Below are 23,018 nucleotides of genomic sequence, written 5' to 3' on the forward strand. Positions count from 1 at the left end.
CCGGTGTTCAGGTTTTTCTTGGTCGACGAACCAAATACCGGAGACCTCACCCATTTCGGCCGACGACACGCCCAGCACCGCCAACTCCAGCTCAACCCGCCGGAGACAACTTCGATACAGGCCCTAGTGGACGACGGCCTTCTCGGCGCCCGCGCCGGTCAGGGAGCGGACCTCCATCTCGGCGTACTTCTTCTCGTCGTGCTCCTTGGACAGGACCGTGCCCAGCCAGCCCAGGATGAACGCCGCCGGGATCGAAACGAGGCCCGGGTTGCTCAGCGGGAACCAGGCGAAGTCCACGGACTTGATCATCGACGTGCTCTTGCCCGACACCGCGGGCGAGAAGACGATCAGCACGATGGTGATGGCCAGGCCGCCGTAGATCGACCACAGCGCGCCCTGGGTGTTGAACCGCTTCCAGAACAGCGAGTAGAGGATCGTCGGCAGGTTCGCCGACGCCGCGACCGCGAAGGCCAGCGCGACCAGGAACGCCACGTTCTGCCCGTTGGCCAGGATGCCGCCGCCGATGGCGAGGGCGCCGATGACCACCGCGGTGATCCGGGCGACCTTGACCTCCGCGTCCGGCGACGTCTTGCCCCGCTTGACGACGTTCGCGTAGACGTCGTGGGCGAAGGACGCCGACGCCGTGATCGTCAGGCCGGCGACCACCGCCAGGATCGTCGCGAACGCGACCGCGGAGATCAGGCCGAGCAGCACCGGGCCGCCCAGTTCGAGCGCGAGCAGCGGAGCCGCGGAGTTGACCCCGCCCGGCGCCTTCTTGATCGTGTCCGGCTCGACGAGCGCACCGGCGCCGTAGCCGAGGACCAGCGTGAACAGGTAGAACACGCCGATCAGGACGATCGCCCAGACCACCGAGCGACGTGCGTCGCGAGCCGTCGGGACCGTGTAGAAGCGCATCAGGACGTGCGGCAGGCCCGCCGTGCCCAGCACCAGCGCGATGCCGAGGGAGAGGAAGTCCAGCTTCGAGGTCCCGTTGGTGCCGTACTGCTTGCCCGGCCCGAGCAGCGTCTGCCCGGCCTTGCCCGCCTTGTCGACCGCGGCCTGCAGCAGCTGGGAGAAGTTGAAGCCGTACTTGCCGAGCACCCACAGCGTGATCACGAGCGCGCCGACGATCAGCAGCGCGGCCTTGATGATCTGCACCCAGGTGGTGCCCTTCATACCGCCGATCAGCACGTAGGCGATCATGATCACGCCGACCACGGCGATCACCAGCGCCTGCGCGCCCTTGCCTTCGACGCCGAGCAGGAGCGCGACGAGACCGCCCGCGCCCGCCATCTGCGCCAGCAGGTAGAAGAACGACACGATCAGCGTCGACGTCGCGGCCGCGGCCCGCACCGGGCGCTGCTTCATCCGGAACGCCAGCACGTCGCCCATCGTGAACTTACCGGTGTTGCGCAGCAGTTCCGCGACCAGCAGCAGCGCGACGAGCCACGCCACCAGGAAACCGATGGAGTAGAGGAAGCCGTCGTAGCCGTTGATGGCGATCGCGCCGGCGATGCCGAGGAACGACGCCGCCGACAGGTAGTCACCCGAGATGGCGATGCCGTTCTGCGGGCCGGTGAACGCGCGGCCGGCGGCGTAGTAGTCCGACGCCGTCTTCGTGTTGCGGCTGGCCCGGAACACGATCACCAGCGTGATGACCACGAAGGCGGCGAAGATGATGATGTTGAGGAGCGGGTTGCTGCCTTCCACACCCGCGGCGATGTTCGTCATGCCTGCTCCTTCGGGGAGTCGCCTTCGATGTCCTCGCGGATCTTCTCCGCGACCGGGTCCAGCTTCCGGTTGGCGTACCGGACGTAGAGCCCGGTGATCACGAACGTCGAGACGAACTGCAGCAGGCCGAAGATCAGGCCGACGTTGATGTTGCCGAACACCTTCGTGCTCATGAAGCCGTGCGCGTAGTCCGCGAGGAGCACGTACAGCAGGTACCAGAGGAGGAACACCGCCGTCATCGGGAAGACGAACCGGCGCAGGCGGCTGCGCAGCTCCCGGAACTCGGTGCTCTCGTGCGCTCGCTCCCAGACCGTTTCGGAGGTCTCCGGGGGCCCGCCGGTGTCCGTAGTGCTCATCGCTGCTCCCTGCGACGCTGCGGAAAGTGACGTGCGACACCGTAGGGACGGGTGAGTCTCGCGTGAAGATTCAGCGGTTCAACAGCCGAGCGAGACGACGAACGGTCGACGAACGGTCGCGGGGTCCCGTCGAACGGGGTTCGTCCAGGTGCAGGCGCAGCATCGCCGCCGTCGACCAGCCGGGCGGCCGGCCCCGCAGCGAGACCAGCGCCATCACGCCGAACGCCAGCGGTACCGACCAGGGTGCCGGTTGCTGGACCAGGATCGCCACCCAGCCGCGCAGCGGCGGCCCGGCGAGGGCGAACAGGATCGAGCCGGAGGAGGCCACCAGCCCGGTCAGCACGCCGGCGATCCCGCCGGTCGCGGTCAGCCGCGGCCACCAGATGCCGAGCACCAGCAGCGGGCAGAACGTCGACGCGGCCACGGTGAACCCCCACGTCACCAGCACCCCGGCGTCGAGCTCGGCCGAGCGCAGCGCCAGCAGCACCATGATCCCGGCGACACCGAACACGGCGATCCGCAGCCGCCGCAGCCCGCCGGGGACGAGGTCGTGCGCGATCGCGCCGGACATCACCAGCAGCAGGCCGAGCGACGTCGCCAGGAACGCGGCGAACGCGCCCGCGGTCAGCAACGCCGTGAAGAGGCCGCCCGCCCAGCCACTGTCCACTTGGTACGGCAGCGCGACGACCACCGTGTCCGTCGCGCCCGAGAGGTACAGCCCCGGGACGAGCACCCGGCCCAGCACGCCGTAGACGCCCGGGAAGAGGTAGAAGACGCCGAGCAGCGCGACCGTGATCGCCGCCGTGCGGCGGGCGGCCCGGCCGTCCGGGCTGGTGTGGAAGCGCATCAGAACGTGCGGCAGGCCCATGGTGCCCAGCATCGTCGCGACGAGCACCGCCCACGTGCCCAGCAGCGGGTAGCCCTGGTCGCCGAGGTCGAGCAGCGGGCGCCGCCAGTCGGGGCCGCCCAGCGCGGCGCCGCCGCGGACCGCCGGGACGGCCGCACCCGTGCCGAAGACGACCTCGTCCTGGCTGTGCGCGGTGAACTCGCCCGGCGGCAGGGTCTCGACGACGCCGTTGCGCCGCACCGGCGTCGGTTCGCGGATTTCCATGGTGACGTCGACCTCGAACCGCACCGGCGTCTCGCGGGCGAAGTGGGTGAACTCGACGGGGTTGAGCGCGTCGGTCCGGTTGACCGCACCGGCCTGCAGCACCAGCCAGATCGCCGGGATGAGGAACAGCAGCAGCTTCAGCACGAACTGGAACGCCTGCACGTACGTCGCCGCGCGCATGCCCCCGAGCGCGAGGGTGACGCTGACCGCGGCGCCGGCCAGCACCACGCCGACCCAGTACTGCGTGCCGCCGACCGCGGCGAGCACCAGGCCGGCGGTGCGGAACTGCGGGACGACGTAGATGGTGCCGATCACCAGCACGACGACGGCGGCGAGGCGGCGCAGCGCGGGGGAGTTGAGCCGGGCTTCGGCGAAGTCGGGGACGGTCAGCGCGCCGGAGCGCCGCATCGGCGCGGCGACGAGCACGAGCATCGCGATGTAGCCGGCGGTGAAGCCGACCGGGTACCAGAGGGCGCCGATGCCGTCCTTGACGACGAGCCCGGCGATGCCGAGGAAGGAGGCGGCGCTCAGGTACTCGCCGGAGACCGCCGCGGAGTTGACCAGCGGCGAGATCCGGCGCGAGGCGACGAGGAAGTCCGACGTCGTGCGCATGGCGGCGACCCCGCGGACGCCGATCAGCAGCGTCACGAGCACGACCGGCGCGACGGCCAGCGCGACACCCACTACTCGTCCTCGAGGCGCTCGGCGCGGCGCAGCTGCCAGCGGGCGAGCAGGGCCATCGCGGGGTAGGGGAGGACCGCGAGCATCAGCCAGGACACCGGAATGCCCAGCAGGCGCACGGTGTCCAGCGCCGGGAAGATCGCGAAGATTCCCGGCAGGCCGAGCAGGAGCGCGAACATGAGGACCAGCGCGGGGATGCCGTGACGGCGTTGGGCGGTGTAGAGGGCCGTGGCGCGCTGGGTGTCGCCCGCGGGCAGGCGCGGCTGGCGCCAGCGGCCGCGCGACCGGCGGCGCGCGTGCGCGAGCCGGGTCTGCGGGCTGGTGACGGCGACCCGGCGGATCCTGCTCATCGCGGGTCCGGGCCGAGCTGGCCGCGCTGGGCGGCTTCCAGCAGCCGGTCGCGCAGGTCGCGGGCGTGCCGGCGGCTGACCGGGACGTCGCCCGCCTCCGTGTGCGCGAGCAGGCCGCCCGCGGTGTCGCTGCGCAGCTCCAGCACCGCGCTCACCGCGAGCAGGAAACCCCGGTGCACCCGGCTGAACCCCGTTCCCTCCCAGTACTCCTCGAGCCGTGAGATCGGCATCCGCACCAGGTGGACCCCGCCGCGGGTGTGCAGGCGGACGTAGTCGCCGTGGGCCTCGACGAACAGCACGTCGTCGCGACGGACGTACCGCGTTCGGCCGCCCGACTCGACCGGCAGCGCCGCCATCGCGTCCGGGGTCGGCCGGGACGCCGGGGTCGCCATCCGGAGCACCTTCGCCAGCGCCGCGGCCAGCCGCTCGGTGCGCACCGGCTTGAGCAGGTAGTCGACCGCGCCGATGCCGTACGCCGTCACCGCGTGCCCGTCGTGCGCGGTGACGAACACGATCACCGGCGGCTCGCTCAGCTTCGCCAGCAGGGACGCCAGTTCGAGCCCGTCCAGGCCCGGCATCGAGATGTCGAGGAACACCGCGTCGAAGCGATCCGCTTGAAGCAGCTTCAACGCCTTCAGCGCATCGCCCGCCCCGACCACTTCGCCGACTTCGGGCGCTTCGCGCAGCATCCGGCACAGCTCGTCCAGCGCGGGCGGCAGGTCGTCGACGGCGAGCACCCGGAGGCTCACGGCAGCACCCCCGGCTGGAACCGCGGCACCCGCACGATCACCCGGGTGCCCGCGCCGACCTCGGTTTCCACGGTGAGGCCGTACCAAGCGCCGTAGACGTCCCGGAGCCGTCTGTCCACATTGGCCAGTCCCATGCCCGCGGTGTCGTCCTCGCCGGTGCGCCCGGCGAGGATGTCCGCGGCCCGGTGCGGGTCCATGCCGACCCCGTCGTCCTCGACGAAGATCACGCAGTCGTTCCCTTCCGCCTGGCCGTGCACCTGGACCAGCCCGGTGCCCGACCGCGGCTCGATGCCGTGCCGGATCGCGTTCTCCACCAGCGGTTCCAGCACGAGGTACGGGACCGCGACGGCGAGGATCTCCGGCGCGACCCGCACCTGGACGCGCAGCCGCTCGCCGAGCACCGCCTTCTGCAGCGCCAGGTACGTCTCGATCGCGCGGAACTCCTCGGCGACGACGGTGTACTCGCCGTGGCGGGCGAGGCTGTAGCGGGTGTAGTCGGCGAAGTCGAGCATGAGGTCGCGGGCGCGGTCGGGGTCCGACCGCACCAGCGACGCGATCACGGTCAGCGCGTTGTAGACGAAGTGCGGCGACATCTCCGCCCGCAGTGCCCGCAGTTCGGCCTGCGCCGCCTGTTCCGCCGACGCCTCGAGCCGCCCGCGCTCGAGGGCCTGCACGACGAGGTCGGCGGCCTGGGCCGCGACCGCGTCGCGGACGTCGCCCACCACCAGCAGCGCCCCGGCCAGCTCGTCCCGGACGTGCAGCGGCAGCACCAGCACGTCCGGCGCGGAGCCGGGTTCTTCGCTGTGGAGGACTCCGTCGAGCACCGCCGCGACGACCGCGTCCGGCCCGGGCCGCCCCGACCACAGCAGCGACCCGGACAGGTCGGTGAGGCCGAGCCCCGGGAAGCCGAAGAGCCGGCGCAGGCGGTGCGCGGCGCGCCGGGCGGGCATCCCGGACAGGCCGTCGCGCAGGTCGTCGGTGATGCGGCGGGCGGCGGCCAGCACCGCGACCGGGTCGGCGCGGGACGCCGGGCGCAGGTGCACGGTCATCGGGCCTCCCCTCGGCGGCGGTGTCCAGGGCAAAGATCCTACGGCTACGCGGGCCCGTCGCGGTCGGCCAGCACCTGGGCGTGGCGGCGGAAGCGGCGCCAGGTCCGGTAGTGGTCGAGCGCCGTGACGTTGCCGAGCAGGCTCGAGTTCGCCGGGTACGGCCGGTCCGGCAGCGAGATCCAGCCGGTCGTGCGGGTTTCCTTGACCGCCACCGGCACCGGCCGGAACGTCGTCGGGTCGAGCCCGTCGCTGTGCCGGACGACCTCGTCGAAGAACCACGCCGACGTGATCAGCGCCAGCACGCCGCGGGAGGCCTTGAGGGCCTCCTTCAGCGGCCTGGCCGCCAGCAGCCGGAACGTCTGGTTGATCGCCGGCGCGGTGACGCCGTGGTCGTCGTAGGCGACTTCGCCCGCGTGCAGCGCCATCCGCAGCCGGATCCGGGCGCCGGGGTCGTGCGTCCGGTTGTGGCGGTGCAGCGCCACGGCGAGCGCCGCGGGCAGGAACTCGACGAAGGGCCCCTTCGGGACCTCCGGCGGGACGAGGACGAAGACGCCGTCGCCGCAGTCTTCGCGGTGGCAGTCCGCCCACGGGACGCCGGCGTCGTCGAACGCCCGGCAGAGCGCGCGGTACAGCCCTTCGCGCAACGCCAGCCGGTGTGGTGTGGTCCTGCGCTGGTCGCCGTAGCCTTCCACGTCCACGGCGAAGATCGTCCGGTGCAAAGCCGGCCGCTCGTACTTCATCGCACCCTCCCTGCGATCATGCATCCGGCGGGTGCAGATGCATGTGCAGATGAGTGTGACGCAGGACACCCGTCCGGGTAAACGGGCTGTGCGGTGAGCGGTTATCCCACCGCGGTGACCGGTGGGTGGCTTCACTGCCGAGGAACACGCTGGTCAAGGCCCTGCGGGTGGCGTGCGCACCACCCGCAGGACCCTGACGGACGGCTCAGCAGCTCTGCTTGTAGAAGTACTGCGAGTTGGCGTCCATGTCCGCCTTCGTGATCGAGTGCAGCTGCGCGGTGAGGTTCCGCGTCACCGGCTTGCCCTCGACGGCCGCGACCGCCTGCTGGACGCCCTGGGTGCCGATCGAGGCCGGGTCCTGGGCGATCAGGGCCTGGTACTGGCCGTTCTTGAGGCCTTCGACCTCCGACGGGCTCGCGTCGAAGCCGATCAGGTTGACCGCGCCGACCTTGCCCGCGTTGCGCAGGCCGGTCGCCGCGCCCTCCCCGGTGTTGAGGTTGGTCGCGAAGACGCCGATCAGGTCCGGCGTCGACGACAGCGCCGCCGTCACCTTGGACGCCGCCTGGTCGGGCTCGTTCTGGGTGAACTGGACGCCGATCGACTTCAGGTTCGGGGTGTTCTTCAGCTCGTCCTCGAAGCCCTTCGCGCGCGCCGCCGTGGTCGACGTGCCGGCGATCGTGTCGAGCACCAGGACCGAGCCGCTCTTGCCGTTCGCGAGCTTCGCCATCGTCTGGGCGGCGAGCTTGCCGCCCTCGGCGTTGTCGGAGGACACGGACGACACGGCGACGCCCGTGTCCTTCAGCGACGTGTCGACCTCGACGATCTTCGCGCCGCGGTTCTTGACCTGCTGGATCGGCGCGAGCATCGCGGTGTCGTCGGTCGGGGCGATGAGCAGCGCGGCCGGCGGGTTCGAGCCCAGCGCGTTGACCAGCTGGGTCTGCATCGCCGCGTCGAACTTCTGCGGCGCCTGCGTGGTCAGCTCGTAGCCGAGCTTCTTCGCCTCGGCCTGCGCGCCGCACTGCAGCGAGATGTAGAACGGCTCGGCCTGCACGCCCGGGATGAGCGCGAGCTTCTTCGAGCCTGCCGAATTGGCCTGGCTGTCGCCGGACCCGGTCTGCCCGACCGTGCCGGAGCCGCAGGCGGACAGCAGCGCCGCCGCGGAGACCACGGCACCCATGGCGGTGAGAGTCTTGGTCAGCTTCATAAGCACCTCTTTGTACTTAGGGGGGAACTCAGCGGGAGTTGCGACGGCGGCGGCGTCGCTGGTCGAACCAGACGGCGGCGATGAGGACCGCGCCGACGGCGATCATCTGCCAGAAGTCCTGGACGTGGGTGATGTTGAAGCCCTTCTTCAGCACCGCCGGGATGAACACGCCGATCACCGTGCCCAGCACCGAGCCGACGCCGCCGAACAGGCTCGTCCCGCCCATCACGACCGCGGCGATGGCGTTGAGGTTGTCGGTGGTGTGTGCCGAAATCGTGGTCGACGCGTAGTACGCCAGCGAGAGGAACCCGGCGATCCCGGCCAGGAACCCCGTCAGCGTGTACACCTTGAGCAGGTGCCGGGTGACGCCGATGCCGGCGCGCCGCGCGCCCTCGGCGTTGGACCCGACCGCGAAGGTGTACCGGCCGAACTTCGTCGTGTGCAGCAGCCACGCGCCGATGAGGGTGATCACCACGGCCACGATGACCAGGTTCGGCACGACGCCGAACGACGTGCCGTAGCCGAGGGTCTGGTTGAGCGCCACCGGCACACTGCGGACGTCCGAACCGTTGTTGAGCAGGTAGGCCGCGCCGAGCGCCGCGCCCATGGTGCCGAGGGTGACGATCAGCGGCGGGATCCCCGCCACCGCGATGAGGAACCCGTTGACCAGGCCCCAGACCGTCCCGGCGACGACCGCGGCGAGCAGGCCGACCGTGATGACGCCCCAGCCGGCGTTCGAGGCGTTGCCACCGGACATCGCTTCCATGACCTTGCCGGCGACCATGCCGGCGAAGATCAGCACCGAGCCGACGGACAGGTCGATGCCGGAGGTGATGATCACGAACGTCATCCCGACCGACAGCACGAGCAGCACCGAGGTCTCGATGAGCAGCGTCTGGAAGGTGAACAGCGTCGGGAACTCGCCCGGGGCGATCGCGCTGAAGACGACGATCAGCGCCACCAGGACCAGGGCGATCCAGAACGTGTTCGCGCCGACCAGGCGCCTGCCCAGCGGCCGCTTGCCGAAGCCGGCGTCCGGGGTTTCCTGGATGTCCTTGCGCGTGGGCGTCGAGGCGGTCACGCGGCCTCCTCCTGCACGAGGGCGCCGGTCATCGCGGCGACGAGGTCTTCGAGCTTCGTGTCCGATCCGGTGAACCGGGCCACGCGCTTGCCGAGCCGCAGCACCTCGACGCGGTCGGCGACCGACAGCACCTCCGGCATGTTGTGGCTGATCAGCACGACGGCGATGCCCTTGTCGCGCACCTTCTTGATGACGTCGAGCACGCGCTCGCGCTGCACGACACCGAGCGCGGCCGTCGGCTCGTCCATGAACACGACCTTCGACGCCCACACGACCGAGCGGGCCACGGCGACGCTCTGCCGCTGGCCGCCGGACAGCGAGCCGATCGGGACGTCGGTGCTCTGCAGCGTCACGCCGAGGCGCTGGAACTCCTCGACGGCCTGCCGCCGCATCTCGGCCTTGTCCAGCATGCCGAACTTGCCGAGGATGCCCTTGCGGTGGATTTCGCGGCCGAGGAACAGGTTGGCCGCCGGGTCGAGTTCGGGGGCGACGGCGAGGTCCTGGTAGACGGTCTCGATGCCCAGCCGCCGCGCGGTGGTCGGCGACTCGAAGCGCACCGCCTCGCCGTCGAGGAGGATCTTCCCCGACGTCGGCTGCTCCGCGCCGGAGAGGCACTTGACCAGCGTCGACTTGCCGGCGCCGTTGTCGCCGATCAGGGCCGTCACCTCGCCCGCGCGCGCCTGGAACGACGCGCCGCGCAGGGCTTCGACCGAGCCGTAGTGCTTGGTGAGGTCGATCGCGTCCAGCAGGATTTCGCTCATCCGTGCCTCTCCTCCGGCGCCGGCGGGCGGCAGCGGATCACCGTCGCGGTGCCGGACAGCTCGGTCTGGCCGGCGTCGAACGGGACGACGTAGGTGTCGCCCTTCGCCAGCGCGTGCTCGCCCCTCTGCTCGGTCCGCAGGGTGCCTTCGCCGTCCAAAACGACCAGCACGGCGAACGACGGGTCGAGTGACAACGTTGTCGCCTTGTCCGTACGCAGCTGGTCGGCTCGGAAGAACCGCTCCGAGCCGCCGGCCAGCAGGTCCACAGTGGACGAAGAGTCGGCCGCCGTGCGCTTGATGATCGTGCCGAGGCGTTCGGTGTCCCAGCCGGACGTGTCCAGCGCTTCGATGGCGGTGTCGAAGCCCAGGCCGAGGTGGCCCTTCTCCGGCGACGCGAGGAAGTCACGCCACTCGATGGTGAGCGAGAAGTCCGTCGGCTGCTGCAGTTCGACGACGAACACGCCTTCGCCGATCGCGTGCGGCAGCCCGGCCGGGATGTAGACCGTGTCGCCCGCGGCCACCGGGACGCTGTTGAGCGCGCCCAGCATCGACGGCACGTCCTGCTCCCGCGTCCACTCGGACACCGTCGCTTTCGACAGCGTCTCCTTGAAGCCGGGGTAGACGCGCGGGTCGTCGCCGTAGGTGCCGACGACGATCCACGCCTCCGTCTTGCCGAAGTGGGAGTCGAAGTGCTGCTTGGCGAAGGTGTCGTCCGGGTGGAAGTGCACCGGCAGGCGCTGGCCGGCGTCGAGGAGCTTGACCAGCAGGCCGGTCGACGTCCCGAGCGCTTCGACGTGCTTGGCGCCGAGCCAGCCGTTCGGGTTCGCCACGACGGCGTCCCGCAGCCAGGCGCCGTCCGGGAGCCGGGTGAGGCCGTTGGTCTCCTGGCCGAACATCGTGGTCGCCGAGGCGACCCAGTCCTCCGGGCCGAACTTCGACTCGGAGGGGGCCCCGCGCAGCGCCGCGATGGCGTCGCCCCCGCGGTAGAACTGCGGCGGCTGGTTGGCGGGGAGCCGGATCGGTTCGAGGGTCACGGGGCGACCTCACCGGAACCACGGGCGACGAGATGCACGGGCAGGACTACCTTTCTCGGCGGGGACTGATCTCCTTGGACGCGGGCGAAGAGCAGCTCGGCCGCGGCGTGGCCCAGCGCGCTGACGTCGTGCGCGACCACCGTCACCGGTGGGTTCAGCAGGTCCGCCAGCTCGAAGTCGTCGAAGCCGACCATCGCCGGGCGGCGCTCGGCGTGCGCGAGAGCACGCAGGAGGTGCACGGCGACCCGGTTGTTGCCGGCGATCACCGCGGTGGCCGCCTCCGGGCCGTCGAGCAGCCGCTTGACGGCGTTGCCGACCGAATCCGGCGTCGGTGTCCCCATCGAGACGAGCGACTCGTCGTAGGAGATCCCGTTGCGCACGCAGCCCTCGCGGAACCCGCGCAGGCGCTCGGCGGCGGTGAAGATGTCCGGGCTGTCGCCGAGGAACGCGATCCGCCGGTGCCCGTGCTGCGCCAGGTGCGTGACGGCCTCGATGGTGCCGCCGAGGTTGTCGACCAGCACGGTGTCGGCGACGATGTCGCCCGCCGGGCGGTCGATGAACACCACCGGCGTGCCCGCGCGCATCTCCGGCACCAGGTAACCGTGCTGCAGGCCGGCCGGGACGACCAGGATGCCGTCCACCCGCCGCGCGCAGAACTCGAGGACGAGCTCGCGTTCGCGGTCGGAGTTCTCCTCCGACGAGCCGGTGAGCACCTGGCGGCCGAACGACGTCGCGATCCGCTCGACCGCGCGGTTCAGCTCGGAGTAGAAGGGGTTGCCCACGTCTTCTACGATCAGCCCGATGGTGCCGGTGGTCGATCCGCGCCGCAGGTTCCGCGCGCCGAGGTTGCGCCGGAAGCCGAGCTGCTCGATGGCCGCCATGACCCGCTCGGCGGTGTCCGGGTGCACGGCCGGTTCGTCGTTGACCACGCGGGAGACGGTTTTGATGCTCACGCCCGCCAGCCGGGCCACGTCGCTCATCGTGGCCCGCCTGCTCGCGGTGCGCGTGCTGCCGTCCCGGTCCCGGCCCAGAGGAGACAACGTTGTCATAGTGACGGGGATTGAACGCCACCGCCCCGGTGCTTGTCAACGCCCCGGGCGGGGATTGTGCCGATTCGGCTACCGACGGCGTAGGACAGACGGCTGATCACGCTGTCCGGAACCGGACAGGTCTTGACGTGTCCCTTGACTGTCTCGTGAGCCGCTGCCCAAGGTGGCCCGGTTCGACCGACTGCGCGACAAGGTTGTCATGACGGGGTTTCCGGTCGCGCTGACGAGGTGGAGAGGCGATGGCCATGGCGCGATTGCGCTTGAGAGCCGGTTTAACTTTCCTGACCCTGGCGGTGACCGCAGCGGTGGCTCCCGCTGTTCCCGCCGCCGCAGCTACGAGCACCGATTACGCGAAGTGGGTGAACCCCTTCGTGGGCACCCGGCCCGGCGGGGCCGACCACGGCACCGGGGGCGGCGCCGGCAACACGTTCCCGGGCGCGGTCGTGCCGTTCGGCATGGTCCAGTGGAGCCCGGACACGGTGAAGTCCCAGCCCGGCGGCTACTTCTACGACGACGACGCCCTGACCGGGTTCAGCCTGACCCACCTGTCCGGGGCGGGCTGTTCGACCTACCAGGACATCCCGTTCATCCCGTACGTCGGGGAAGTGACGACCTCCCCGGCGACCGACCCGGCACACTACACGTCGAAGTTCTCGCACACGAACGAACACGCGACCGCGGGCGCCTACGACGTCACCCTCGACAGCGGCGCGAAGGTCGAGCTGAGCGCGACCCAGCGCACCGGCTCGGCGCGGCTGACCTACCCGGCCGGGGCGTCCTCGACGCTGCTGGTGAACACGTCCGGCTCGGTCAACGGCACCGACGACGCGTCCATCACCATCGGCAAGGACACCATCAGCGGCTGGGCCACCAGCGGCCGCTTCTGCGGCGCGCGCAACAGCTACCGCGTCTACTTCTCGGCCAAGTTCGACACGCCGTTCGCCTCGATCGGCACGTGGAAGAACGGCGCCGTGACGCCGAACAAGGCCGCCGAAACCGGGGGCGCCAAGGCGAAGGTCGCGCAGCCCAACGGCGTGAACGCCTCGATCGCGCGCCCGGCCAAGGCCGCGCCGCAGAACACCACGGTCAGCGGCCCGGGCAGCGGCGGGTACGTCACCTTCGCCAACCTCACCGGCGCCCAGGTGAACGTCCAGGTCGGCCTCTCCTTCGTGTCCGTCGACGGCGCGAAGGCCAACCTCAAGGCGGAGAACACCGGGAAGTCGTTCGACACGGTGGCGTCGAACGCGCGCAAGGCGTGGAACGCGCAGCTCGGCAAGATCGCCGTCACCGGCGGCTCCGACGCCGACCAGACGACGTTCTACACCTCGCTCTACCACTCGCTCATCCAGCCGAACGTCTTCTCCGACGTCAACGGGCAGTACATCGGGTTCGACGGCCGGATCCACACGGCCGACAAGGGCCACGCGATGTACACCAACTTCTCCGGCTGGGACATCTACCGTTCGGAGATCCCGCTGCTGGCGACGATCGCGCCGCACGAGACGTCGGACATCGTCCGGTCGATGATGGCCTACGCCGAGCAGGGCGGCTCGTGGGACCGCTGGACGGTGGCCAACGACTACACCGGCGTGATGAACGGCGACCCGTACCACATCATCGTCTCCAGCGCGTACGCGTTCGGCGCGCGTGACTTCGACGCCCAGAAGGCGTTGCTGCTCATGATCAAGGGCGCGACCCAGCCGACGCAGGGCTACACCGAGCGGCCGGATCTCGAGGACTACCAGAACCTCGGGTACGTCCCGGGCGCCGGCGCGGACACGCTCGAGTACACCAGCGCGGACTTCTCCATCGCCCAGTTCGCGAAGCGGCTCGGCGACAGCGCGACGTACACGACGTTCATGAAGCGAGCCCAGAACTGGCAGAACCTCTACAACCCGGGCACCGGCCACCTGCAGCCGCGCAACGCCGACGGCTCCTTCGCCGGCACCTACAACCCGGCCAGCTCGCAGGGCTGGGTCGAGGGCAACGGCGCGCAGTACGAGTGGATGGTGCCCTACGACCTCGGCGGCGTCGTGACGGCGTTCGGCGGGAACACCGCGACCCAGTCGCGGTTGGACACCTTCTTCACCCAGCTCAACGCGGGCACGCAGCTGCCGTACGCCTTCATGGGCAACGAACCGAACTCCAACGCGCCCTACGTGTACTCCTACGCGGGCGCGCCGGCCAAGACCCAGGCGATCGTGCACCGCTCGATGGACGAGCTGTACAACCCGCGTCCCGAAGGCCTGATCGGCAACGACGACCTCGGCCAGATGTCGGCCTGGTACGTCTGGTCGGCACTCGGCCTCTACCCGGAGATCCCGGGCCGCGCCGAGACGCTGCTCGTCACCCCGCGCTTCGAGCACGCCGTGCTCACCACCGGCGCGGGCAAGAAGGTCACCGTCAACGCGCCGGGCACCGGCGACTACGTCGGCAGCCTGAAGGTCAACGGCGCCGCGGCTTCGAAGGCGTGGCTGCCGGAAGGGCTGATCTCCAGCGGCGGCACGCTCGACTACACCCGCTCCGCCACGGCGACCGCGTGGGGCAGCGCGGTGGCCGACGCACCGCCGTCGTTCCGTGAGCAGGAGAAGCCGAGCCTGTCCTTCGTGGACCCGGCCCGCGCGGTGACGCCCGCGGGGTCGACGTCCAAGGCGTCCGTGGGTGTCCAGGACTTGTCCGGTGTCGCCCGGACCTGGACCTACAGCGCGGGCAGCGTCGACGGGATCACGTTGACCCCGGCGACCGGCAGCATCGCGGTGCCGGCCGCGGGCAAGGCGCAGGCCGAGCTCACGGTCAGCGTCCCGGCGGGCCTGGCCGACGGCGCCCGGCGCATCCCGGTGACGTTCTCCGCGCCCGGCGTGGCCTCTTCGCAGGCCGTGCTGACCGTGCTCGTCGCCCAGCCGAACAGCTGGCTGGCCACGGTGAACAACGCCGGCATCTCGCCCGACGCCAAGCCGGCGGCGGCGAACTTCGACGGCGGCGGCTGGAGCTACTCGGCCGACGCCCTCGCCGCGGCCGGGGCCACCCCGGGCAGCACGGTGACCAGTGACGGCATCAAGTTCACCTGGCCGTCGTTCCCGGCCGGGGACCCGGACAACGTGATCGCCGGCGGCCAGAAGGTCAACGTCAGCGGGTCCGGGCGCCTGGCGCTGCTCGGCTCGGCGTCCAACGGCAACGCGTCCGGCACGCTGACCGTCACCTACACCGACGGCAGCACGTCCACCGCCACCATCGGGTTCTCCGACTGGACGCTCGGCGGCGGCGGCGCGCAGCCGGCGTTCGGCAACCGGATCGTGCTGTCGACGCCGTACCGCAACGCTTCGGGCGGCGACCCGCAGCAGATCCGCACGATGGTGTTCGGCACCAACCCGATCACCCTCGACGCGGGCAAGACCGTGGCGAGCGTGACGCTGCCGTCGAACGTCAGCGGCGGCGCGCTGCACGTCTTCGCGATCGGCATCGGCGCCTGAGTGATGATCCACCGTCGAAAGGCCGCCCGCGTTCCGCGCGGGCGGCCTTTCCCGTTTTCCGGAGGGCTGTTGTGAAGAGCAGGATCCTGGCGGGTGCGCTGACGCTCGCCGTGGTGGCGACGGGGGTGAGTCCCGCGGTCGCTTCGGCTTCCGGCGGCGACGCCCTCGAAGCCGTGAACACGTTCATCGGCACGCAGGACGAAGGCAACACCTTCCCGGGCGCCTCGGCGCCGTTCGGGATGACGCAGGTCAGTCCGATCACCTCGCACTACGCCGGCTACCGCTACACCGACACCGCGATCCGCGGCTTCGGGCACTTCTTCCTGTCCGGTGCGGGCTGCTGGGAGCAGGGCGGCCTGGTCTCGACGCTGCCGACCACCGGGGAAGTGGGCCCGGGCCAGGCGTTCGACACCGCGAAAGCGTCCACTTTCGACCAGAAGCAGTACGCCTCGCCGTTCACCCACGACGGCGAAGTGGGGAAACCGGGCTACTACAGGGTTCACCTGACCGGCTACGGCGGTGTCGACGTCGAGACGACGGCCGCCACGCGCGCCGGTGCCGAGCGGTACACGTTCGCGAAAGCCGGGGACGCCAACGTCTTCGTCAACGTCGGGCAGGCCAACGACAAGGAACCGGTGACCGGCAGCAGCATCCGGGTGGTCGACGACCGGACCGTCGAAGGAACCGTGGAGTCGCAGGCCTTCTGCGGCGGCAAGGCGTACACGACGTACTTCACGACGAAGTTCGACAAGCCGTTCAAGGCGTTCGGCACCTGGTCGCCGTCCGGCGGCACCCCCGGCTCCCGCTCGTCCGAAGGCGGCGCGGGCCTGCGCGGTGCGTGGCTGACCTTCGCGGGCGGCGGGCAGGTCACCGCGACCACCGCGATCTCGCAGGTCGACGCCGCCGGTGCCCGGGCGAACCTGGCTTCGGAGCACATCCGGTCGTTCGACGCGGCCAAGGCCGAGGTGCAGAAGACGTGGCGGCGTGAGCTGTCCAGTGTGGACATCAAGGGCGGCACCCCGGACGACCGCACGGTCTTCTACACCTCGCTCTACCACGCGCTGCTGCAGCCGCTGACGGCGAACGACGCCGACGGCCGCTACTACGGCTTCGACAAGAAGATCCACCGCGCGCTCGGCTGGACGTACTACGACTTCTTCTCGCTGTGGGACACCTACCGCTCCCAGAACCAGCTCCTGGCGCTGCTGCGGCCGAGCCGCGCGAAGGACATCGCGAAGAGCATCCTCGCCATCCACGACCAGGGTGGCTGGCTGCCGAGGTGGGCGTATGCGAGCCAGGAGACGAACACGATGACCGGCGACCCGGTCACGCCGTTCCTGGTCGACCTGTGGCGCTTCGGCGCGCTGTCGGGCGAGGAGGTGCACGCCTACCAGGCGCTGCTGCAGAACTCGCGCGAGATCCCGCCCGCGGCGTCGCCGTTCCAGGGCCGGTCGGGCAACGCGAGCTACCAGGCCGCCGGGTTCGTCCAGTACGACCCGGACTTCCCGAAGAAGGGCCAGGACACCGACCCGAACCACGGCGCGTCGGCCACCCTGGAGTACGCGCTCGGTGACTGTTCGCTGTCGGTCATGGCGGCCGCGCTCGGCCGGAAGGCCGACGCCGCCGCGCTGAAGGCGAAGGGCCGGACCTACCGGACGCTGTGGGACGAATCGCAGACCGACCGCGGCTTCACCGGCTTCTTCCGGCCGAAGGTCCTCGGCGGCGCGTGGTTCTCGCCCGCCGACAAGCCCTACAGCCCGCAGAGCCAGGACGGCTTCCACGAGGGCACGGCCTGGCAGTACCAGTGGCTCGTCCAGCAGGACGTGCCCGGCCTGGTGCAGCGGATGGGCGGCCCGGCGGCCACCGGCAAGCGCCTTGACGACTTCTTCGCCTACGACGAACTGGTGAAGGACCCGGCGACGGCGGTCCGTGAGAACTGGGTCGTCGGCCCGTACGACTACTACGACCAGTTCCGCTACAACCCGAACAACGAGCCCGACCTGCACTCACCGTGGATGTACGCGCTCACCGGGCAGCCGGCGAAGACGTCGACGGTCGTGCGGGCGGCGCACACGCTGTTCACCGACGCGCCCAACGGCGTCACCGGGAACGACGACCTCGGCACCATGTCGGCGTGGTACGTCTTCAGCGCCCTCGGGCTCTACCCCGCCGTCCCAGGTACTGGGAACTTCGTGCTCAACGCACCGCGGTTCGCGAAGTCCGTCCTTCACCTGGAGAACGGACGGGACATCACGATCCAGGCGCGGGGCGCGGACGGCTCGAAGCTGCAGTACGTCTCGGGCCTGCGGGTGGATTCGCGCGCCAGCGACCGCGTCTACGTGAACGTGGACCAGCTGAAGCGTGGCACGACGCTCGACTTCCGGCTGACCGCGGACGCGGCCGGCGCGACGTGGGGCACATCACCTTCGTCCGCCCCGGTTTCGCCCTGCGCGGAGTAGCCGGCGCCCGCTCGCGACCGTGGTTCAGACCACAGTGGACCACGGTCGTGAGCAGGCTCACGGGACCCGGTGTTCCCGTGAGGGCCATCACGCCTCACACTGGGTATCACCACGTCCGACAGCGCCGTTGACGTTCGAGGCAAGTCCGCCTTGGACGGTGTGTCGGGCGTTTTCTGATGTCTTGGACCAACGTGGTGAGACCCCACAGGAGGAAGCAGTGTCCAGCAAGGCCGCTCTCGTATTCCGCGTGGCCGCAGTAGCCGAAGCCCTGTCCTGGGCCGCGCTGCTGGTCGGGATGTTCCTCAAGTACGTCGTCCACTCTTCCGGCGAGGGCGGCGTGCCCGTCATCGGCATGGTGCACGGCGTGATCTTCGTCCTCTACGTGGTCGTCTCCCTGTCCGTCGCGAAGCCGCTCGGCTGGCGCCCGAAGACGCTGGTCCTGGCCCTGCTGGCGAGCATCCCGCCGCTGTTCACGTGGCTGTTCGAGAAGTGGGCGCTGCGCAACGGCAAGCTGGACGGCCCGCAGCGGCTGTCCCACGGCGGGGTCGGCCTGTTCCAGGCGAAGGAACCCGTCGCCGCCTGATTCCCAGAACGTGAGAAAGGCCCGCGCTCCCGGCGCGGGCCTTTTTCTGTTGTGGACAGTGCGCAGCAGAACGCTTACTCGCTGAAGTCCCCTGCGGCGCGGCGCACCTTCGTCAGCAGGTCCGTCAGCTGCTCGGTCTGCCGTCCGGTCAGCCCGCTGAGCCCGAAGTCGATGGCGGTGACGGCTTCGGTCGCGGCCTCGCGGCGCTTGCGGCCCTCGTCGGTGATCTCGACCAGCGTCGTGCGGCGGTCCGTCGGGTGCGGCACGCGCTTCACGAGCCCGTCGCGCTCCAGGCGGTCCACTATGTTGGTGACACTGGTGGGGTGCAGCTGGAGCCGCTCGCCCATCACCCGCATCGGCAGGCTGGCGCTGCGGGCGAAGGTGAGCAGCACCAGCGCTTCGTACCGGGCGAAGGTCAGGCCGTGCGGCTTGAGCGCGCCGTCCACCGCGGACTGGATGATCTGCTGGACCCGCATCACCCCGGTCACCGCGGCCATGGTCCCGGAGGGCCCGATCCGGTCCTCCCAGATCCGGGCCGCACGGGCGATCGGGTCGAACGGCAGCGGACGGTTCATGACGCGAAGTTACCAGCGGGTACCGGGGCGTGTCGCACGACTGGCGGAAATGGCCACCGAAGAAGGGACTTCCGAGCATGATCGTCGCGTTCAGCGTGAGCCCGTCCGGCGGGGACCCCGACGGCGGGGTGAGCGAAGCCGTGGCCCGCGCGGTGAAGGTGGTCCGCGAGTCGGGCCTGCCCAACTCGACCAACGCGATGTTCACGAACATCGAGGGCGAGTCCTGGGACGAGGTGATGGACGTCGTGAAGCGCGCGGTTGAGGCCGCGGGCGAAGGGTCGTCCCGGGTGAGCCTGGTGCTGAAGGCGGACATCCGGCCGGGCTTCTCCGGCCAGCTGGCGGCCAAGGTGGACCGGATCGAGGCGCACCTGCGCGAGGACTGAGCTAGGGGAGAGGCGGGGTGAAGGCGACCGTCCAGCGGCCGTCTTCGCTCGTCACCGCCAGTGGGTAGCTGAAGGGCGTGCCGTCGCCGAGCGCACCGGAGACGGTCGCCCGGGTCGGCGAGCCGGCATCCGGGCCCAGCTCGACGCGCACGTCGTGGACCCCGCGCCCGGCGAGCACCGAGACGTAGTCCTTCGAGAAGTCACCACCGCCCGAGCCGGGGTAGTCGAGCAGGTCGGCGAAGGCATCGGCATCGTGCCGGGCGAGGGCGGCGGCGAGCCGGTCGTGCAGTTCACCGGGCGAGCCGGCCCCCGGATCCGGCTGGTGCACGATGAGCAGCGTCACGGCCCCGACCCAGACAGCGGCGGCCGCGACCGACAGGCCCACCTTCACGTCACGCCGGATGTGCACCCGGGTGAGCCTGCCCCAGCGGTGCCGTCCCTGCCAAGCGGACGGGCCGCGAGGTGCGCAAACCCACGGCGGCCGGTGGGTGATCAGGGCGGCTGAGCAGCCCCCGGTTTCCACGCTACCGGTGGCCACCGACAGTTTCCGGGGAGCGGTGCTTGCGGTGCGGAATTGTCGGTGCCGGTCGGTAAGCTGGATACCGGGGGCCGGAGGCGGCGCTACGCGTGGCCTGGCGTCGACCGCGACCCGCCGCCCACCTCGAGCCGGGACCGAGCGTGGCCGGCTGCCGTCCGCGACTCGCCGCCGACCGCGGGCCGCCGCCGACCGCTACTTGCTGCCGATTGTGGCCTGCCGCTGAACGTGGCCCGGTGCCAACCGTGGTCCGCCGCCGCCGGGGCGCCCGGCACCCATCGCGGCCCGCCGCCGCCGTTCGCGTCTCGCTGTCGATCGTGGCCCGCCGCGCACCGCGGCCCGGCATCCGCCGCGGCCGCCGCCGGCACCGGCCCGCCGCGGTCCGCAACCCGGTGCCAACCGTGATCCGCCGCCGCCGCCGGTCCGCCGCCGTTCGCGACTCGCTGCCGATCGCCACCCGCCGCCGATCGCGGCCCGCCACCCACCGCGGCTCGCCGCCGACCCCGATCCACCACCCACCGCGGAACGTGCCAGACCGTGGACAGGCCGGGCTCCCGGTGAAACTCCTCCGGCGCGCGTGCCAGGATGGAACCGTGACACAACCACGCGGATCTGCAGCGAAGTCAGCGGCCCTGTCCGCCGCCCTGTCCGGCGCGGTCGACCTGTCCGCGCTCAAAGCCCGTGCCGAAGCGGCGCAGCGGCAGCCGGCCCCGCCCACCGGCCCGGCCGGGGGCGACGGCCCGCCGCGGCCCGCCGCGGGTGGGGCCGTGATCGATGTCACCGAGGCCACCTTCCAGGCCGAGGTCGTGGAGCGGTCCCTGCACCAGCTCGTGGTCGTCGACCTGTGGGCCGAGTGGTGCGGCCCGTGCAAGCAGCTGTCCCCGGTCCTGGAGCGGCTGGCCGCCGAGTCCGGTGGCGCTTGGGTCGTCGCGAAGGTCGACGTCGACGCGAACCCGCGGATCGCGCAGCTGTTCGGCGCGCAGTCCATCCCGACGATCGTCGCCATCGCCGGCGGCCAGCCGGTCGACGCCTTCTCCGGCGCCCTGCCCGAGCCCGAGATCCGCAAGTGGATCTCCGCGCTCCTGGACGCCCTGCGCGACAAGCTGCCCGGCATCCGCGACGCCGAGGCGGCCGGCGGCCCGGTCGAGGAGCCGGAGGACCCGCGCTTCACCGAGGCGGAAGAGGCCTTCGAGCGGGGCGACTTCGCCGCCGCGCAGGCCGCCTACGAACGCATCCTCGACGTCGAACCGGCGAACGAGCTGGCCAAGAACGCCCTGGCCCAGGTCAAGTTCACCGCCCGCGCCGAAAACGCGGACCCGGACGCCATCGCCAAGGCCGACGCCGACCCGGCCGACCTGGCGGCCCAGCTCGACGCGGCCGACCTCCAGATCGCGGCGAACGAGGTCGAGGCCGGCTTCAAGCGCCTGATCGACACCGTCCGCCGCACAGCGGGCGAGGACCGCAACAAGGTCCGCGAGCACCTGGTGGCGCTGTTCGACCTGTTCGACCCGGCGGACGACCGCGTTATGAAGGCCCGCCGCGACCTCGCGAGCGCCCTCTTCTAGATCACGAGAAGGGGCCCCCACCTCGCGGTGGGGGCCCACACACCTAGGCGTACTGCTTCGAGCAGACCGACGAACCCTCGAGGTACCCGCGCCGCAGCGCCTCGACCCGGTCGAAACCGCTGTCCGGGCGCTTCCCGTTGACGTCCGCCGACACCAGGCTTTCCGGCTGCAGCAGGTCCGCGATGGCCTCGTCGAGGTCGCCCGCCGACAGCCGCAGGTCACCCGGCCGGTTCGTGAACGCCGCCCACGCGCCCACCAGGCAGGCCGTGCGCAGGCCCGCGTTCGCGTTGTCGATCGACGCGCCGACGCCCTTCTGGATGCCCAGCGCGTACCGCGCCGCGACCTCCGCGAACGCCGCGAAGTCGCCCATGCCGCCCGGGTCTTGGCCCTTCATCTCGGCGTCGCGGTCGATGGGCTGGGCGAGCCGGGCCAGCTCGGCCATGTCGATGCTGACGGTGTTGTCGCCCGGGCAGTACGACGCCGGCGGCGTGGTCCGGCAGCTGCCGCCGTCGGTGATCTCCGGCGCGGCCACCTGGGCGCCCTTGAACGCCTCGTCGAGGCTCTTCTTCAGCAGCGCGACCGCCTGTTCGTCGAACTTCGCGTCGCCCTTGCCCTTGTCGCCCTTGTCGAACGGCCGCTCGGTGAGGCGCGCCTTGACGTTCTCGGCCGTCATCCCCGCGCACTCCTTGGGGCCCTTCTCGAACCCGGCCTGGAACGCGTAGGTGCGGTCGAACGCCGTGCCGTGCGCGCCCTTGTCGGCGGCGCTGGTGCCCGCCTGGTCGCGGATCAGGAACATCGCCGCCATGACCTGGTTCAGGCCCTCGGACGTCGACACGCGGTAGTACTTGCTCTTGTCCTCGGCGACCCAGCGGAAGTAGCCGCCGGCGAAGCAGTCGGCCTGCTGCTCCTTGACCACGGTCGGGGTGCTCTTGCCGACGCCGGCCTTGTCACCGAGCCGGTACTGCACAGCGTGGCCGAACTCGTGCGCGAGCACCACGACCACCGACATCGGGCCGAACCGCTGGCGCAGCATCGGCAGCAGCACGCCGCGGTCCCAGGCCACCGAGTCGTCGACCGGGCAGTAGAACGCGTTCACGAGCTTCTTCACGCTGCCGCAGCCGGTCTTCTCGGTGTCGGTCTGCGAGTCGTAGGACAGCAGGGACTTCACCGGCTCGAACTGCTGGCCGAAGTCGGCGGGCAGCCGCTCGCCCCAGTACGCCTGGACGTCGTCGATCGCGGCGGTGGCGAGCTTGTCGTCTTCACCGCCGTCGGCGTTGCTGACGTTCAGGCTCGGCGTCGGCGCGTCCGGCCTGAGGCCGCTCTCGAAGTGCGTCACCGGCAGCCCCGCGACGGATCCCGCGCCGGTGTCCTCGACCGGCCCGCTGCCGCCCTTGCCGCTGCACCCGCTCACGGCGACCGCCGCGACGACCAGCGCGACCAGCGCCCGCCGTCCTCCCCCTGGGATCATCTGTCCACTCGCTCTCGTGCCCACCCGTACCGACGGCAGGACCCTACCCAGCGCATACGCGCAGCGTGCACGTAATCCCCGAAG

The 23,018-nt window shown here is 71.0% G+C and carries 20 protein-coding genes; 5 read left to right on the forward strand and 15 right to left on the reverse strand.

The annotated features are described in order from the left end of the window. Positions 1 to 123: 123 nt before the first annotated feature. The 12 genes from ACLJPY_RS22650 to ACLJPY_RS22705 form a co-directional block, all read right to left on the reverse strand. On the reverse strand, positions 124 to 1,731 hold the full coding sequence (locus ACLJPY_RS22650) for a cation acetate symporter (protein WP_410591271.1): 1,608 nt from the start codon (positions 1,729 to 1,731) through the stop codon (positions 124 to 126). Next, entirely contained in the window at positions 1,728 to 2,087 is a 360-nt protein-coding gene (locus ACLJPY_RS22655; protein WP_410591273.1) for a DUF485 domain-containing protein, read from the reverse strand. The genes ACLJPY_RS22650 and ACLJPY_RS22655 overlap by 4 nt, the downstream gene beginning before the upstream one ends. A 70-nt stretch (positions 2,088 to 2,157) precedes the next feature. Beyond that, complete coding sequence (locus ACLJPY_RS22660; protein WP_410591275.1) at positions 2,158 to 3,882, reverse strand: cation acetate symporter; 1,725 nt, start codon at positions 3,880 to 3,882, stop codon at positions 2,158 to 2,160. Next, entirely contained in the window at positions 3,882 to 4,229 is a 348-nt protein-coding gene (locus tag ACLJPY_RS22665) for a hypothetical protein (RefSeq protein WP_410591277.1), read from the reverse strand. Before ACLJPY_RS22665 ends, ACLJPY_RS22660 begins: the two co-directional genes overlap by 1 nt. Further along, the gene (locus ACLJPY_RS22670; protein ID WP_410591279.1) at positions 4,226 to 4,978 is read right to left on the reverse strand and encodes a LytR/AlgR family response regulator transcription factor; all 753 of its coding nucleotides are present in this window, start codon (positions 4,976 to 4,978) and stop codon (positions 4,226 to 4,228) included. The genes ACLJPY_RS22665 and ACLJPY_RS22670 overlap by 4 nt, the downstream gene beginning before the upstream one ends. Further along, complete coding sequence (locus ACLJPY_RS22675; protein WP_410591280.1) at positions 4,975 to 6,027, reverse strand: sensor histidine kinase; 1,053 nt, start codon at positions 6,025 to 6,027, stop codon at positions 4,975 to 4,977. Before ACLJPY_RS22675 ends, ACLJPY_RS22670 begins: the two co-directional genes overlap by 4 nt. A gap of 44 nt (positions 6,028 to 6,071) precedes the next feature. After that, positions 6,072 to 6,767, reverse strand: coding sequence for a hypothetical protein (locus tag ACLJPY_RS22680; protein WP_410591281.1), 696 nt, complete (start codon positions 6,765 to 6,767; stop codon positions 6,072 to 6,074). Between the two features lie 205 nt (positions 6,768 to 6,972). Then, the gene (locus ACLJPY_RS22685) at positions 6,973 to 7,971 is read right to left on the reverse strand and encodes an ABC transporter substrate-binding protein (protein WP_410591282.1); all 999 of its coding nucleotides are present in this window, start codon (positions 7,969 to 7,971) and stop codon (positions 6,973 to 6,975) included. A gap of 28 nt (positions 7,972 to 7,999) precedes the next feature. Continuing rightward, entirely contained in the window at positions 8,000 to 9,052 is a 1,053-nt protein-coding gene (locus tag ACLJPY_RS22690; protein WP_410591284.1) for an ABC transporter permease, read from the reverse strand. Then, on the reverse strand, positions 9,049 to 9,813 hold the full coding sequence (locus tag ACLJPY_RS22695) for an ATP-binding cassette domain-containing protein (protein WP_410591285.1): 765 nt from the start codon (positions 9,811 to 9,813) through the stop codon (positions 9,049 to 9,051). Before ACLJPY_RS22695 ends, ACLJPY_RS22690 begins: the two co-directional genes overlap by 4 nt. Then, complete coding sequence (locus tag ACLJPY_RS22700) at positions 9,810 to 10,847, reverse strand: class I mannose-6-phosphate isomerase (protein ID WP_410591287.1); 1,038 nt, start codon at positions 10,845 to 10,847, stop codon at positions 9,810 to 9,812. The genes ACLJPY_RS22695 and ACLJPY_RS22700 overlap by 4 nt, the downstream gene beginning before the upstream one ends. Next, positions 10,844 to 11,827, reverse strand: coding sequence for a LacI family DNA-binding transcriptional regulator (locus tag ACLJPY_RS22705; RefSeq protein ID WP_410591838.1), 984 nt, complete (start codon positions 11,825 to 11,827; stop codon positions 10,844 to 10,846). The genes ACLJPY_RS22700 and ACLJPY_RS22705 overlap by 4 nt, the downstream gene beginning before the upstream one ends. Positions 11,828 to 12,135: 308 nt before the next feature. On the opposite strand from ACLJPY_RS22705, the gene ACLJPY_RS22710 reads away from it, so the two are divergent. The 3 genes from ACLJPY_RS22710 to ACLJPY_RS22720 all read left to right on the forward strand — a co-directional run bounded on the left by ACLJPY_RS22710 (position 12,136) and on the right by ACLJPY_RS22720 (position 18,408). Next, entirely contained in the window at positions 12,136 to 15,366 is a 3,231-nt protein-coding gene (locus tag ACLJPY_RS22710; RefSeq protein WP_410591288.1) for a GH92 family glycosyl hydrolase, read from the forward strand. 71 nt (positions 15,367 to 15,437) lie between these two features. Next, positions 15,438 to 17,825 (forward strand): GH92 family glycosyl hydrolase, encoded by a 2,388-nt coding sequence (locus tag ACLJPY_RS22715; protein WP_410591289.1) that lies wholly within the window; start codon positions 15,438 to 15,440, stop codon positions 17,823 to 17,825. A gap of 217 nt (positions 17,826 to 18,042) precedes the next feature. Further along, positions 18,043 to 18,408 carry a DUF3817 domain-containing protein gene (locus ACLJPY_RS22720; protein ID WP_004562934.1) on the forward strand — a complete coding sequence of 122 codons (366 nt, stop codon included), beginning with the start codon at positions 18,043 to 18,045 and terminating at the stop codon, positions 18,406 to 18,408. Positions 18,409 to 18,482: 74 nt separating this feature from the next. Here ACLJPY_RS22720 and ACLJPY_RS22725 read toward each other — a convergent pair whose 3' ends face one another. Next, entirely contained in the window at positions 18,483 to 18,983 is a 501-nt protein-coding gene (locus ACLJPY_RS22725; RefSeq protein WP_410591290.1) for a MarR family winged helix-turn-helix transcriptional regulator, read from the reverse strand. Between the two features lie 77 nt (positions 18,984 to 19,060). On the opposite strand from ACLJPY_RS22725, the gene ACLJPY_RS22730 reads away from it, so the two are divergent. Then, positions 19,061 to 19,366, forward strand: coding sequence for an MTH1187 family thiamine-binding protein (locus ACLJPY_RS22730; RefSeq protein WP_410591291.1), 306 nt, complete (start codon positions 19,061 to 19,063; stop codon positions 19,364 to 19,366). A gap of 1 nt (position 19,367) precedes the next feature. Here ACLJPY_RS22730 and ACLJPY_RS22735 read toward each other — a convergent pair whose 3' ends face one another. Beyond that, entirely contained in the window at positions 19,368 to 19,775 is a 408-nt protein-coding gene (locus ACLJPY_RS22735; protein WP_410591293.1) for a hypothetical protein, read from the reverse strand. A 719-nt stretch (positions 19,776 to 20,494) separates the two neighbouring features. Here ACLJPY_RS22735 and ACLJPY_RS22740 point away from each other — a divergent pair. Continuing rightward, the gene (locus tag ACLJPY_RS22740; protein WP_410591294.1) at positions 20,495 to 21,466 is read left to right on the forward strand and encodes a tetratricopeptide repeat protein; all 972 of its coding nucleotides are present in this window, start codon (positions 20,495 to 20,497) and stop codon (positions 21,464 to 21,466) included. A gap of 43 nt (positions 21,467 to 21,509) precedes the next feature. On the opposite strand, the gene ACLJPY_RS22745 is transcribed toward ACLJPY_RS22740, so the two are convergent. Further along, positions 21,510 to 22,934 (reverse strand): neutral zinc metallopeptidase, encoded by a 1,425-nt coding sequence (locus ACLJPY_RS22745; RefSeq protein WP_410591296.1) that lies wholly within the window; start codon positions 22,932 to 22,934, stop codon positions 21,510 to 21,512. Between the last annotated feature and the right edge of the window lie 84 nt (positions 22,935 to 23,018).

This window comes from Amycolatopsis sp. lyj-23, from assembly GCF_046549135.1.
Lineage (GTDB): Bacteria > Actinomycetota > Actinomycetes > Mycobacteriales > Pseudonocardiaceae > Amycolatopsis.